The organism is Priestia sp. FSL W8-0524 (assembly GCF_038005965.1).
GTDB lineage: Bacteria > Bacillota > Bacilli > Bacillales > Bacillaceae_H > Priestia > Priestia zanthoxyli.
Map to the genome: position 1 here is coordinate 1,627,286 of NZ_JBBOUG010000001.1, position 13,844 is coordinate 1,641,129.

Consider the following 13,844-nt stretch of genomic DNA (forward strand, 5'->3'; position numbering starts at 1 on the left):
AGAATCTCATAAAGCAATGAGATTCTAGTCACTCATAATATGATATGAAAGCGTTTTATAGGAGAAGGGAGTTAGGTTACATGAGCATGGGGGTACAGTCAAAAGTTTCTCTCAAAACCGTATTATCATACGGAATGGGGAGTTTTGGAAACAATATTATTTATGCATTAACAAGTACATATTTAATGATTTTTTATACGGATAGTGTAGGATTAAATGCTGCAGCCGTAGGAACCTTATTTCTTATTGCAAGGATATGGGATGGAATTGCAGACATTATTATCGGAATGATTGTTGATAATACAGAAACGAGATTTGGTAAGTTTAGGCCCTATCTTTTAATAGGCGGATTTTTTGCAGCTGTTGCTACAGTCGCGTGTTTTATTAGTCCGGATCTTTCTCACACAGGAAAATTAATTTATGCTTATATCACTTATATCGCGTGGGGAACAAGCTTTGCTATCATGGATATTCCTTATTGGTCGCTTTCAGCAACGATTACACAAGATGTAAAAGAACGAAATAAAGTTGTAGCTTTTCCTAGAACAATTGCAGCAGTAGGGTCTTTATTTGCTAGTTTATTAACTCTTCCACTAGCTCATTATTTTGGAAACTGGTTTATGCTTAGTCTTATTTATGCGTGTATCTTAATGATTACAATGATCATCACATTTTCAGGAGTAAAAGAAAACTATACCGTAAAAAGACAGGAAAAGCAGACGCCAAAAGCAGTTTGGAACTTATTTATTCAAAATAGACCGTTGCGCTACCTGATTTTCTCAATGCTTTTAGTTGAAACAATTTTAACGATTCGAACTACGTTTTCTATTTACTATTTTAAATACAATTTAAATGCAGAGAACATCGCGTCTCTTTATTTAACCTTATTTTTTACAGCACAAATTGTAGGAGCGATCGCGTCTCCTTTCATTTCAAATAAATTTGGAAAGAAACGTGCAGCAATAGGGGGAATTGCCCTAAATGCTGTAGCCACTCTTACAATGTTTGCAACGGGTTTCCACGTTATGCCAGTGATGATTTTAAGCTTTTTAGCTTCTTTTGGCGGTGGGGTTAGTAACATTGCTCAAACATCTATGCTCGCTGACTGTGTAGAATACGGCGAATGGAAAACGGGGAACCGAGCAGAAGGAATGGTGTTTTCTACGAATATTTTCAAAACAAAGGTCGCTTCAGCAGTGGGTGGAGCAGTAGGTGGGTACATCCTTTCAGCAGTAGGGTACGTGCCAAATCAAATTCAGTCACACAGCACGCTCATTTGGATTGCTTTAATCTTTACGATTATTCCGGGTATTCTTTGCTTGTTATCACTTGTCCCACTCGTAAAATATGAGTTGACGGAAAAGAGATATTTAGAGATTTTACAGGATATGAAAAAACGCTCAAGCCGCATAAAAGAAAAACCGGCTATGAAAGTGTCTAGCTAATTCAAATCAACACAAGCATTGTACACAAAAATCACAAGAAAAAAAGACTGCATTTTCTCAGCTCCTCTTGCTATGATGTCAGGTAGACAGATATCAATGTAAAGAGGAGTTTTGTTTATGTTTATTAATTTTTCAAAAGAAGACAAAGATAAAATGCTGAATGAAATTCAAACGTTTTTTTATAACGAACGAGATGAAGAAATCAGTGAATTTGCAGCGGAAAATGTATTGGAGTTTATTAAAGAACATATAGGTCCTCACTTTTATAACCAAGCCATTAAAGATGCGGAAGATATTATGAACCAGGTCATGATTTCTGCAGAAGAAAATTTACATGCATTAAAAAAACCAATCGAAAAGTAGTTCGAAAAAGAAAATATGAAATAGGAAAAAAGCGTTTTATGTACAAAAACATAAAGCGCTTTTGTTTGTTTATGAAACAAATTATTTGTTCGCCCAAGTGATATATGATACATTCGTTTTAAGATAATATTAACGTTAACGTAAAGGTTATATTTAAAGTGTTTTGATTTAACTTGATGAGGGCATAACTTCAGCAAGCAGGGACATAATGAGGTAATTATATGAGGAAAGAAGGGACTACACATGAGCAACATTACGAAAGGTCAGCTAACAAAATCTATTGTGAAAGCAAATGAAAATCGTTTAACGGATAATAGTGATTTTGATATCTATCAAGAGCTGGAAAATGTGCTTCAAGGAGTCGGCTTATCAGCAAAAGACAGCGGAGGAAACATTACATTTTACGGAGAAGATCCGATTGTTCCTAGTACGCTGCGACTTGCCTCAGCAGCAGCTATTGCACTGGTTGCTAAGTCAGTAGCTGTCTCAAAAATTTGGAGAATACGCGGAGGAAAAGGTCAAGATATTCATATGGATTTACGAAAAGCGATCCGAAGATTATCACCTTTTTACGATAAAAAATGGGAAAAGCTTAATGGGTATGCCCCGAGTAAAGCAAATGATCCTTATAATCCATTAGGCTTTCGCTTTTATCAAACAAAAGACGGCAAATGGGTAATGCCGCTGAATCCGTATCCACGCTCTAAGCATGAAACGCTCAAGCTATTAAATTGTATAGAAGACCCTGATGCAGTGGCAAAAGCGATTCGCGGATGGAATGCAGAAGAATTGGAAAAAGCTGCAGCGGAGCGAGGAGTGATCATGCCTGTTGTGCGGACAATTAAAGAGTTTATGAAAGAAGCCGTGTATGAAGAAATAGCTCAGCTTCCTTTAATTGAAATTGAAAAGATTGGAGAAAGTGAGCGAATTCCTTTTTCCAAGAACCCTAAAACGCCGCTAGATGGTATTCGAGCATTAGGGCTTGGTCACGTTATTGCAGGAGCAGGATTCGGTAGAGCTCTCGCTTTACACGGTGCGGACGTCTTAAATATTTGGAAGCCAACGGATTGGGAGCATGATACGATTTACGCTACGTCTAATGTCGGTATGCGCTCTTCAACGCTGGATATCGGTGAAAAAGAAGGAAAAGAAAAAATGGTTGATCTTCTAAAAGAAGCCGATATCTTTTTTGGGAACCGTCGCTACGGATTTCTAGAGAGATACGGTCTAACAGCTGAAGAGTGTGCAAAATTAAAACCTGGAATCATCCACTGCACCGTTAACCTGCACGGGACGCAAGGAGAGTGGGCAAAAAGAAATGGATTTGACCAGACAGCGGGAAGCGTAACGGGAGTCATGGCGTTAGAAGGATCGCCAGAAAATCCTAAGCTGCCTCCTATTGTAGTTGTCAATGATTATGCAGTTTCTTGGCTGCTTGAAGTTGGTGCTTTAATGGCATTGGAAAGAAGAGCAAAAGAAGGAGGCAGCTACCGCGTGCGTGTATCATTAGATCGCGTATCTTTATGGATTTTATCAATGGGCATCTATGATAAAACATATGCTCATCAAACAGCTGGTTCGTCAGAGAAGCATGAGTACATTGCACCGGATCTCTTTACAGCCCAAACACCTTTAGGATTGTACCAAGGGCTTACAGAACAAATCGAAATGTCGGAAACTCCAGGGGAATATAAGACGGTTCTCGTTCCTCGAGGTTCTTCACGCCCAGAGTGGTTGTGATAACAAGAGGCTGAGACAAAATTATTTTAGTGGAAAGAAAATCCGAACGATGAATCGAGATTCTTGATAAAGGATCCAACTCGTTCGGATTTTTTTGTTATTGTGATGAACGTAGGTTTCGTTTATGTGGGTAGATGCTTCTAGCGCTTGCACGGAAATCAACAGCGGTGTCACAAGCGGTTCAGCTCATGTATCCAATTTGTTTGTCTTTAGATTGAATTGATTTCGCTATGTCTTAATCTCGGTTTTTGGGGGTCAAATTTAAAATGAAAAATAAGAAAAAATATTTGAATAATTATATGATTTCTTATATAATAGCGAAAAGGATGAGGAGTTGACTTGTAATGGAAAACTATACGTCCCGCAAAATGACACGAGAAGAAGTAAAAGTATCAGACGCGACAGCAGCTCAACTAGTGCTAAACAAATCTCTTCGTGACTTTAAAAAAGCACAGCTTTTACTGCAAATCGATCAGTCTTTAGAAAAAAGAGATAAAGAAACTTTTTTACGTTTAACTGAAGAGTTAAAAGAAGTTTGTTAAATAACCTACTAACATAAACAATCAGCCTTTGCTTCTAGTGAGCAAAGGCTTTTCATATGGAAAAAAACGGATAAATGTTTTGTTTTTTCTGAAAGCGGTAAAAGTATAGTATGGATGATAAAGCAAAAATCAAGAAGTCTCTTACTTTATTATTTTTTGCTTTATCATCTACAGCATCTAGATGGTAATACATCATGAAAGAACAAAAAGAGAGAGGGTTCTTGATATGTATAACAAAATCTTAGTCGCCTTTGATGGTTCCGCACCTTCTATTCGTGCTCTTCAACATGCAAGTAAACTAGCTGAAAGCGTAAATGCTAATAAGCTGACAATTGTACATATTAAGGAAAGAATTCACTTGCAGCAGCCTGTTTTTAGCGTTGACTTGGACGCACTGATAGAAGAAGAAAACCGCGATATTTTATCTGAAGCTCACAATCATTTAACTCAATCAGGTATTCCATATGAGGCATACGGTGTAGAAGGCACTGCTTCAAAGAAAATTATTGAATACGCACGTGACAATCAACAAGACGTCATTGTGATAGGAAGCCGAGGAAAGGGCTTTGTTAAAGAGACCTTTCTAGGAAGTGTAAGTCACGAAGTTGCTCAATCCGCAGAATGTCCTGTTATTATTGTTAAATAAAAAGAGGCTGGGGTAAAAGTAGTTTAGTTAAAGAAAAATCCGAACGATGAATCGAGATTCTTGATGAAGAATCCAACTCGTTTGGATTTTTTTATTGGTATGGTGAACGTAGGTTTCATGTATATAGTTGCTTCTAGCAGTTGATTGGAGGGTAAGACGAAGACTCCTGCGGGGAAAGCGGAACAGGTGAGACCCCGCAGGAGCGTAAGCACCGAGGAGGCTCAGCGGCCGCCCGCGGAAAGCGAAGTCTTGCACGGAAATCAACTGCGGTGTGACCAGTAATTTATACTAGCTCCCTTATCCAATTCGTTCGTCTTTAGATTAGAGTGATTTTGTTATGTCTCAATCTCTTTTTGCTTTCGGATTATGTATTGCTGCACGCTTCGTAAGTTCGAAATTTGCTGTATGATAAACTTACTTCATACGCTAAGCTGTCAGATACCCGTGGTAAAATGTCAAAGAATAATCGTTATTTAATTAGGTATGTTTTATTCTGCACAGTTTCTTCATTTATTACTTTTATAATGAAAGCAAGGGATGTGAATAAATGAATCGTATTTCTATTAAGCTTGGACTCTTGTTTTTAATGTTCATTTTACTAATTGAAGCCGCTCTCTTTTTCTATTTATATAGCGGTCTTGCCAATACACGAATTTCAGAGGAGCTGCAAAGCTTGCGTTTAAGAGGAAACAGTCACCGGGAAGTATTAGAGAAGCATCATGATTCTGCTACGCTTAACCATGTTGCACTGATGGAATCAGAAGCAGAAACTGATGTTATCATAACGGATAAAACAGGAAAAATTATCAGTTCGTCTAGGCCTTTAATTCAAGGTGCAAGAAAAGCAGTAGAGAAATGGAAAGGAAAGTCTCTTACATATAAAGGTGAAATTATGCAAGGCGACTGGAAAAGCAAACCTTATATCGCCACGGCATCACCTATTAAAGAAGGCCATCAACAGTTCGGAACGGTTTATATGTTCAAAAACACAAAGGATATTCACGAAATGATTGCGAGACTACAGCATCATTTTTACGTAGCGGGAGCTGTGTCCGTTTTATTTTCCATTGTGACTATTTTTGCTCTGTCTAAATTTATAACCGCTCCTTTAATCAAAATGAAAAAAGCAACTGAGAAGCTGAGTCAAGGAGATTTGTCTGTGAAACTTGGCGCTCATTCAAGAGATGAACTCGGACAATTAGGAATGTCCATTCAGTCGTTAGCGAATGAGCTGCAGCGGTTACGAAAAGAGCGAAATGAATTTTTAAGCAGCATTTCACATGAACTTCAAACGCCTTTGATGTATTTAAAGGGCTATGCAGACGTAGCAAGAAGGCCTTCTAATACACCGCAAGAACGTGATAAGTATCTTGCTATTGTGGAAGAAGAAGCAGGAAGAATTTCACAGTTAGTCAAAGATTTGTTTCAGCTGGCGCAGCTGGATCAGCATACATTTTTTATTCAAAAACAAAAAGTAGAGCTAGCTACGTATTTGCACACCGTATGCGCGCATTTTCATTTAGCTTTAAAAGAAAAGGAGATGGAGCTGGAGATAAGCTGCCCTCAAGGTCTTTACGTTTCACTAGATCCTGAAAGATTTCAGCAAGTGATTATCAATTTACTTGATAACGCAATGAACTATTCAAAAGAAGAGACCAAAATTGATTTAAGTGTAAAAAAATCAGCTGAATCATTGACAATAACTCTTAAAGATCAAGGAATAGGCATTCCAGAAAAAGATCTACGTTACGTATTTGACAAGCTGTATCGAGTGGAAAAATCCCGCTCGAGAAAAAGCGGAGGCTACGGATTAGGCTTATCAATTGTAAAGGAGATTGTAGAAGCTCATGGAGGAGAAATAACAATCACAAGCGAGACGGGAAAAGGTACGACTGTAGAGATTGTATTAAGAGAGGATGGATAGGATGGCAACTATTTTATTAGTAGATGATGAAGCAAGGATGCTGGATTTACTAGAACTTTATCTGCTGCCAAACGGATTTACATGTATAAAATTTGAAAAAGGCACAGAAGCGCTGCGCTATCTTTATGAAGGTAACAAAGCAGATTTGATGTTATTAGATATTATGATGCCAAGCGAAGATGGGTGGGAGATTTGTCAAAAAGTAAGAAAAATGTCTGATCTACCGGTCATTATGCTCACAGCCCGCAGCCAAACGTTAGATGTAGTAAAAGGATTAAATATAGGGGCAGACGACTATATTACCAAACCGTTTAGCGAAGAAGAATTGGTTGCACGCATCGGTGCGGTTCTTAGACGTTCGTTAAAGGAAAAACATGAAATCACCTACAAAGGGTTAGTATGGAGCAAGGAAAATCACGTATTACAATATAAAGATCAGCAGATTCAAGTAACGCCTAAAGAGTTTGAATTGGTGGGGTTACTTCTTCAGCATTTAAATCGTGTGTTCAGCCGAGACGACTTGCTTGTGTTAGTGTGGGGATATGAGGCGGAGATTGGAGACCGTACTATTGACTCTCATGTGCGAAATGTTCGGGATAAGCTTAGAAAAGCGGGCTTTCCCGTAGACGAATACTTGCAAACCGTATGGGGAATAGGCTATAAGTGGGTTGATGTTAGTTGAAAATGATATGAGCATAGCTACTGAAATTGGTGAAAAGATAAAGTAAGCAGAAGCCAGCTTTTCGCTTTACATAGGGTAGGGGGGTATAGTATCATGAAGTTATGAAGGGAGGATGTTAGATGGTCGAAGCGAATCACATGAATAGTGAAGAAAAATGTTGTACGATAAATAGTGAAAGAAAAAGTCACCATTCTCCAGAAGTGAAAAAAAACCTAACAAGCCGATTAAATCGAATTGAAGGACAAATTCGAGGAATTAAAGGATTAATTGAAAAAGATACGTATTGTGACGACGTGATTACTCAAATCGCAGCTGCGCAGTCTGCTTTGAATAGTGTAAGTAAAATTTTGCTTGAAGGTCACTTGAAGCATTGCATTGTAGAACGTGTGCAAGATGGTGATGAAGAAGTAGTGGATGAATTATTAACAACCATTAAACGATTAATGAAATAAAGGAGATGCTAGAAATGGAAAACGTAACATTATCAGTACAAGGAATGTCTTGCGGTCATTGTGTCAAAGCTGTTGAAGGCGGCGTAGGCGAACTTAATGGCGTTAAAAGCGTAGAAGTAAGCTTAGAAGATGCAAAAGTAACGGTTGCATTTGATCCAAGTCAAGTAACGGTCGAAGATATTAAAGAAGCTATTGATGACCAAGGTTATGAAGTAGCATAAACAGCATCGCGTGCGAATACCTTCGCACGCTTGATTTAAGAGAAAAATATACCCCTTGTAGGTATATAACAGGAGGCGAAACGCGGTGAGTGATAAACAAAAAGAAGCCACCTTGCAAGTTACGGGTATGACATGCGCAGCGTGTTCTAACCGGATTGAAAAAGGGTTAAAAAAAATAGAAGGTGTAAAAGAAGCAAACGTGAATTTGGCTTTGGAAAGATCTACTATCATATTTGATCCGTCTAAAACAAGTCCACAGGCCTTTGAAGAAAAAATCGAAAAGCTTGGGTACGGAGTTGTAAGTGAAAAAGCCGAATTTGCTATTACGGGCATGACGTGCGCCGCTTGTTCGACTCGGATTGAAAAAGGGTTAAACAAATTAGAAGGCGTGACAAAGGCAAGTGTTAACCTTGCTTTAGAAACGGCTTCTGTTGAATACAGCCCTTCTCAAATAGATCCGCAAGACATAACGCAGCGAGTTGAAAAGCTTGGATACGGAGCCAAGCTAAAGTCAGAAGAAAAAGAAGAAGAGCAAAGCTACAGAGAAAAAGAACTGAGTAAACAAAAAGGAAAGTTTTGGTTTTCATTTATTTTAAGCGTACCGTTATTATGGGCAATGGTTAGTCATTTTACGTTTACGTCGTTTATTCCTTTGCCTCATATGCTGATGAATCCATGGGTTCAGCTCGCTTTAGCTACGCCTGTTCAATTCGTCGTAGGGAAGCAATTTTATATAGGTGCATTTAAAGCTCTTCGTAACAAAAGTGCCAACATGGATGTTTTAGTAGCACTAGGTACAAGCGCAGCTTATTTCTATAGTTTATACTCTTCTCTTAAATCGCTTGGCTCATCTGCTCATACTACTCAGCTTTACTATGAAACGAGTGCTATATTAATTACGCTGATTCTTTTAGGGAAATTATTTGAAGCCAATGCCAAAGGCCGTTCTTCAGAAGCAATTAAAAAGATGATGGGTTTACAAGCTAAAACGGCCGTTGTAGTAAGAGACGGAGCGGAAATTGAAATTCCAGTGGAAGAAGTGCAAAAAGGCGAAGTTATTTTTATTAAACCCGGTGAAAAAGTACCTGTAGACGGAGAGATTATTGAAGGACAATCGGCTTTAGATGAGTCCATGCTGACAGGGGAAAGCGTACCGGTAGATAAAAGCATTGGAGATAAAGTAATTGGAGCCACACTCAATAAAAATGGTTTTCTAAAAATAAAAGCTACAAACGTTGGAAAAGAGACGGCGCTTGCGCAAATTATTAAAGTAGTAGAAGAAGCGCAGGGGTCTAAAGCCCCTATTCAGAGATTAGCTGATTATATTTCAGGTATATTCGTGCCAATTGTGGTTGGAATTGCTCTTCTTACGTTCTTTGTCTGGTACATTTGGATTGTGCCTGGCGAATTTGCACCGGCTTTAGAAAAGCTTATCGCCGTATTAGTGATCGCATGTCCATGCGCATTAGGTTTAGCTACTCCAACTTCCATTATGGCGGGGGCGGGCCGCGCAGCAGAATTTGGTATTTTGTTTAAAGGCGGCGAGCATTTAGAAGCGACGCATAAAATCGATACGATTCTTTTAGATAAAACGGGAACTGTTACAAATGGAACGCCTGAGCTAACCGATGTACGTATTGCACAGGGCTACGAAGAAAATGAGCTATTACAGTTAGTTGCATCAGCTGAGCGTTTATCGGAGCATCCTCTAGCTCAAGCACTCGTAGCAGGTATAAAAAATAAAGGTATAGAAATTCAAGATCCGTTATCTTTTGAAGCGATTCCAGGGCATGGAGTAAGGGCAACTGTACAAGAACGAGAGCTGTTAGTAGGAACAAGAAAGCTTATGAACCAACATAAAGTGAATATTGATGCAGCTTTAGAAGAAATGACAAATTTAGAACGAGAAGGAAAAACGGCCATGCTCGTTGCTCTTGACGGAAAATATGCCGGCATGCTTGCTGTTGCAGACACTATTAAAGAGACTTCTAAAGAAGCAGTTTCTAGGTTAAAAGAGATGGGCTTAGAAGTGATGATGATTACCGGAGATAATCGTCAAACAGCTCAGGCTATTGCGATGCAAGCGGGTATTGAGCACGTTATAGCAGAAGTGTTGCCAGAAGGCAAAGCAGAAGAAGTGAAAAAGCTTCAGCAGCAAGGTAAAAAAGTCGCAATGGTAGGAGACGGTATTAACGATGCTCCTGCACTTGCGTTAGCTGATATTGGAATGGCCATCGGAACAGGAACGGATGTAGCGATGGAAGCCGCTGATATTACGCTGATGCGAGGAGACTTGATGAGCATTGCAGATGCGATTGAAATGAGTAGAAAAACGATTTCTAATATCAAGCAAAATCTATTCTGGGCGATGGGTTATAACACGCTCGGTATTCCAATTGCAGCAGTTGGGCTGTTAGCTCCTTGGGTTGCTGGTGCCGCGATGGCTTTTAGTTCTGTATCGGTTGTATTAAATGCACTGCGATTGCAGAGAGTGAGGCTATAAGGTATGAAAAAGTGGATCATCTCAGCTATTTTGTACGTGCTTGCCGTTATAGCAGTATATGCTGTGTGGGAAATATAAACTAAAAAATATTGGAGTCATCGAGCCACTCTCGGTGAAAGTGATCCAAAAGCAAAGCTGCTAAAGAATATTCTTTAGCAGCTTTGTCAGGTGCAAGGAATTTTTTTGATTCAATTCATACCCTTTAAGATGAAGGTCTTCTGGATGCTTTTGCTGAGCAATTAACACATCACGTCCATCATCCATAATCCAAATGAAATAATGACGGCTAGAACCATCTCCATAGGTAATGGTCATTTTGCAATCGATGCTCCCAGCAGATTCTTCATCTAAGAGAAGTTTCATGCGCTCAGCCTTTTTTATACTATTGGTGAATGTATTCATATCTTGTTCATCGATAAACGTTTTGAGTGTTTTCATTTTAATGGACGTTACTTCTATCTTTTGTACGCTAGGTGAGAGCGTGGACTGTGCGGAAGCAAAGGGGGCTCCCATCACCAAGCTAACTACAAGTAAGAGTGAGGATAGAGCAAAGCGTATTTTTAGCATGTTTCTTTCCTCCTTTTATTTTTATACTTTTTCCTAGTGGTAAGTGTTTCATACGAAGGCCTTTTTTAGGCATAGGAAATTTTCGTACCTAATTACCTTCATCTTCACAAAATCTGCACAAAGTCTGGCTACAATAAAGAAAAGAAGAGTATGCAAAGATAAGTTGTTTCTAAGGATTAAAGGATTTTTATTTTTAAATTTATTAGGTGGAAAAGAGGGACTGTCATGAAAAAACAGCTATTTATTCTTGGTGCATCTGTCATTATTGGACTAAGCGGATGCGGAAACGATTCTAGTCATGAAAAACCTTCAGCTGACAAAAATGAATCCATGCACGATCACTCAGAGATGAATCACTCTAGTTCAGGAGAGGTTCCAAAAGGATTAAAGCAAGCTGAAAATCCAACATATAAAGTTGGAGATAAAGCCATTATGAAAGCTGATCATATGAAAGGCATGAACGGTGCTGAAGCAACGATTGTTGGTGCTTACGATACTACGGCCTATACCGTTTCGTATACGCCAAAGACTGGCGGGGAAAAAGTAAAAAATCATAAGTGGGTTATTCAAGAAGAAATAAAAGATGCGGGTAACGAGCAGTTAAAGCCAGGCAGCGAAGTGACGCTTGAAGCAGATCATATGAAAGGTATGAAAGGGGCAAAAGCAACGATTGATTCAGCCGAAAAAACAACGGTATATATGGTAGACTACACGCCGACTACAGGCGGAGAGAAAGTGAAAAATCATAAGTGGGTAACGGAAGATGAGCTTTCAGCAAAATAGACTGTTAGCGAGAAAAAAGGCTGGACAGAAGTATTTTGGGTGAAAGAAGATCCGAACAATGAATCAAGATTCTTGATTGAGAATCTCGATTCATCGTTCGGATTTTTTATGGGTAGGGTGAGCGTAGGTTTTATGTAGTGTCTTCTAGCTGCGGTATTAAGTAGAATGCTACGGTAATAAAACGAACAAACTACTGATGAAAGGAGCTAGCTATGAGTGAACATACAGTAAAGCGAACAGGACGCACACGATGGTTCATTTCATCTTTGTTAAGCAGTATGATTATTTTAAACTATTTTGATCGTGTAGCGGTGTCAGTGGCCGCTCCTGCAATACAAGATGCATTTCACTTAACGGGAACAGAGCTTGGAATTGTCTTTTCTATTTATACGTATTCTTATACGATCATGCAAATACCTGCGGGAAGCTTGCTTGATCGGTTCGGAGTAGCATGGGTGACAAGAGTCGGTATGGTGATTTGGAGTTTATTAACGATGTCGATGGCCTTTTTGCAAGGAAAACTTCTTCTCTATATTGTCCGATTTTTAATAGGAATAATGAGTGCTTCTGCATTTCCGGCAGCATCAAAAGCTACGTCGCTATGGTTTCCTCCAAATGAAAGAAGCTTACCAAATTCTTTGTTTGATTCAGCGGCCAAATTTTCGAATGTACTTGGCGCGCCTCTTGTAGCGTTTCTCATCACCAAATTTGATTGGCGCACAGCATTCTTATCTATTGGAATTATAAACGTACTGTTTACGCTGCTGTTTTGGTTTTATTACGAAAAGCCAGAAAAGCATAGACGCATATCAGATGATGAGCTGAAGTATATTCAAGAAAATAATTTAAATGCAAACGATGAGCAAACATCAAAATTTTTACATACCTTGAAAGTATTATTTACGAATCGAAAAGTTTGGGGGCTAATGATTGGGTTTACAGGCTATGGATATACGTTTAATTTACTGTTAACGTGGCTGCCAACTTTTTTAAAAGAAAAATACGGTATGGATATCATGTCATCGGGCCTGCTTACGGCAGTACCTTGGCTAATTGCTACATTTGCTGGCATTTTAGTAGGCGGGTGGCTTGTTGATTACCTCATAAAAAAAGGTTATGACAGTCAAAAAGTATATCGCACCATCATTGTTATAGGATTATGCTTAGGGTTTGTTTTTTTAGGCTCTATTTTCACTAATAGTGTCGTCTTAGCGATGATTTGTATCTCGATTGGACTGGCAGGTATATCTGCAACCGCACCAATCGGCTGGTCTATTTCTGCAGAAATTGCACCTGCAGGCTCTATTTCCCTTCTTAGTTCTATTGTTAATTTAGCTAATAATTTGTTTGGAGGAATTATAGCTACAGCTTTAACAGGGTACCTTTTAGATAAAACAGGTTCTTTTAACCTAAGCTTTATGGTAGCGGGAATTGTATTGTTGCTAGGCTTAATTTTTTATATTTATGTGCTAGGAGATATTAAACAAATTAAAATTCCAAAAAATCAACGTACGAAGTAAAACCCCATGACTCGTTATGGGGTTTTACTTTTGATTATAAATAACGACCTTGCTTGTGCGTTTAGCGATGTGAGAAACGCTATTAAGAAGGGAAATAAGGTAAATTTGTTTGTTTAAAACATATGATAGAGACTTATTTTAAAACAGAATTGTTAGTATAGCATGTTCTTAAAAAGGTTAAGATGGTTTTTATGAAGAAACCTTGTGTCTAGTTTTGTTATTTCAGCAGAAGTAGATACGAACCGCACTATAAAAAAATAGAAAGGCAGAGGAACATGAATCATAAAGAAAGTGAAAGCAATACTGAGTTAAATCAAAGTCATTTGTTAAAGGAGCCTCAGCGCATAGAATTATCTAAGTACCAAATTTTAAAGGCACTGATACCTGTTATTATACTTGGGCTTGTCGTTTTAGTGGCCGTATTACAAAACGATGGTCTTCTTAATTGGATCTAGG

The 13,844-nt window shown here is 38.6% G+C and carries 13 protein-coding genes; 12 read left to right on the forward strand and 1 reads right to left on the reverse strand.

Features of this window, described 5'->3' with window-relative positions:
* The first annotated feature begins 80 nt into the window (after window positions 1-80).
* The 10 genes from NST66_RS08095 to NST66_RS08140 all read left to right on the forward strand — a co-directional run bounded on the left by NST66_RS08095 (window position 81) and on the right by NST66_RS08140 (window position 10,518).
* Window positions 81-1,445, forward strand: coding sequence for a glycoside-pentoside-hexuronide (GPH):cation symporter (locus tag NST66_RS08095; RefSeq protein WP_098112760.1), 1,365 nt, complete (start codon window positions 81-83; stop codon window positions 1,443-1,445).
* Window positions 1,446-1,562: 117 nt separating this feature from the next.
* Window positions 1,563-1,808 (forward strand): DUF2164 domain-containing protein, encoded by a 246-nt coding sequence (locus NST66_RS08100; protein ID WP_098626754.1) that lies wholly within the window; start codon window positions 1,563-1,565, stop codon window positions 1,806-1,808.
* Window positions 1,809-2,051: 243 nt separating this feature from the next.
* Window positions 2,052-3,548 (forward strand): CoA transferase, encoded by a 1,497-nt coding sequence (locus NST66_RS08105; protein WP_340843257.1) that lies wholly within the window; start codon window positions 2,052-2,054, stop codon window positions 3,546-3,548.
* 344 nt (window positions 3,549-3,892) lie between these two features.
* Window positions 3,893-4,090: an IDEAL domain-containing protein gene (locus NST66_RS08110; protein ID WP_013082792.1), complete on the forward strand. Its 198-nt coding sequence runs from the start codon at window positions 3,893-3,895 to the stop codon at window positions 4,088-4,090.
* Window positions 4,091-4,316: 226 nt separating this feature from the next.
* Window positions 4,317-4,736: a universal stress protein gene (locus NST66_RS08115; protein WP_028413689.1), complete on the forward strand. Its 420-nt coding sequence runs from the start codon at window positions 4,317-4,319 to the stop codon at window positions 4,734-4,736.
* 547 nt (window positions 4,737-5,283) lie between these two features.
* Window positions 5,284-6,660 (forward strand): sensor histidine kinase, encoded by a 1,377-nt coding sequence (locus NST66_RS08120; RefSeq protein WP_251440561.1) that lies wholly within the window; start codon window positions 5,284-5,286, stop codon window positions 6,658-6,660.
* Window position 6,661: 1 nt separating this feature from the next.
* On the forward strand, window positions 6,662-7,342 hold the full coding sequence (locus NST66_RS08125; RefSeq protein WP_047751141.1) for a response regulator transcription factor: 681 nt from the start codon (window positions 6,662-6,664) through the stop codon (window positions 7,340-7,342).
* Between the two features lie 119 nt (window positions 7,343-7,461).
* On the forward strand, window positions 7,462-7,794 hold the full coding sequence (locus tag NST66_RS08130) for a metal-sensitive transcriptional regulator (protein WP_013056612.1): 333 nt from the start codon (window positions 7,462-7,464) through the stop codon (window positions 7,792-7,794).
* Window positions 7,795-7,808: 14 nt separating this feature from the next.
* The gene (copZ, locus tag NST66_RS08135) at window positions 7,809-8,015 is read left to right on the forward strand and encodes a copper chaperone CopZ (protein WP_033578734.1); all 207 of its coding nucleotides are present in this window, start codon (window positions 7,809-7,811) and stop codon (window positions 8,013-8,015) included.
* Between the two features lie 85 nt (window positions 8,016-8,100).
* The gene (locus tag NST66_RS08140; protein WP_308221064.1) at window positions 8,101-10,518 is read left to right on the forward strand and encodes a heavy metal translocating P-type ATPase; all 2,418 of its coding nucleotides are present in this window, start codon (window positions 8,101-8,103) and stop codon (window positions 10,516-10,518) included.
* Window positions 10,519-10,656: 138 nt separating this feature from the next.
* Here the strand turns inward: NST66_RS08140 and NST66_RS08145 are convergent, their stop codons facing one another.
* Window positions 10,657-11,085, reverse strand: coding sequence for a hypothetical protein (locus tag NST66_RS08145; RefSeq protein ID WP_028413685.1), 429 nt, complete (start codon window positions 11,083-11,085; stop codon window positions 10,657-10,659).
* A 225-nt stretch (window positions 11,086-11,310) separates the two neighbouring features.
* Between NST66_RS08145 and NST66_RS08150 the strand changes: the two genes are divergently transcribed.
* Both NST66_RS08150 and NST66_RS08155 read left to right on the forward strand, forming a co-directional pair.
* The gene (locus tag NST66_RS08150; protein WP_033578737.1) at window positions 11,311-11,868 is read left to right on the forward strand and encodes a YdhK family protein; all 558 of its coding nucleotides are present in this window, start codon (window positions 11,311-11,313) and stop codon (window positions 11,866-11,868) included.
* 212 nt (window positions 11,869-12,080) lie between these two features.
* Entirely contained in the window at window positions 12,081-13,388 is a 1,308-nt protein-coding gene (locus tag NST66_RS08155; RefSeq protein WP_034264501.1) for an MFS transporter, read from the forward strand.
* Window positions 13,389-13,844 lie beyond the last annotated feature (456 nt).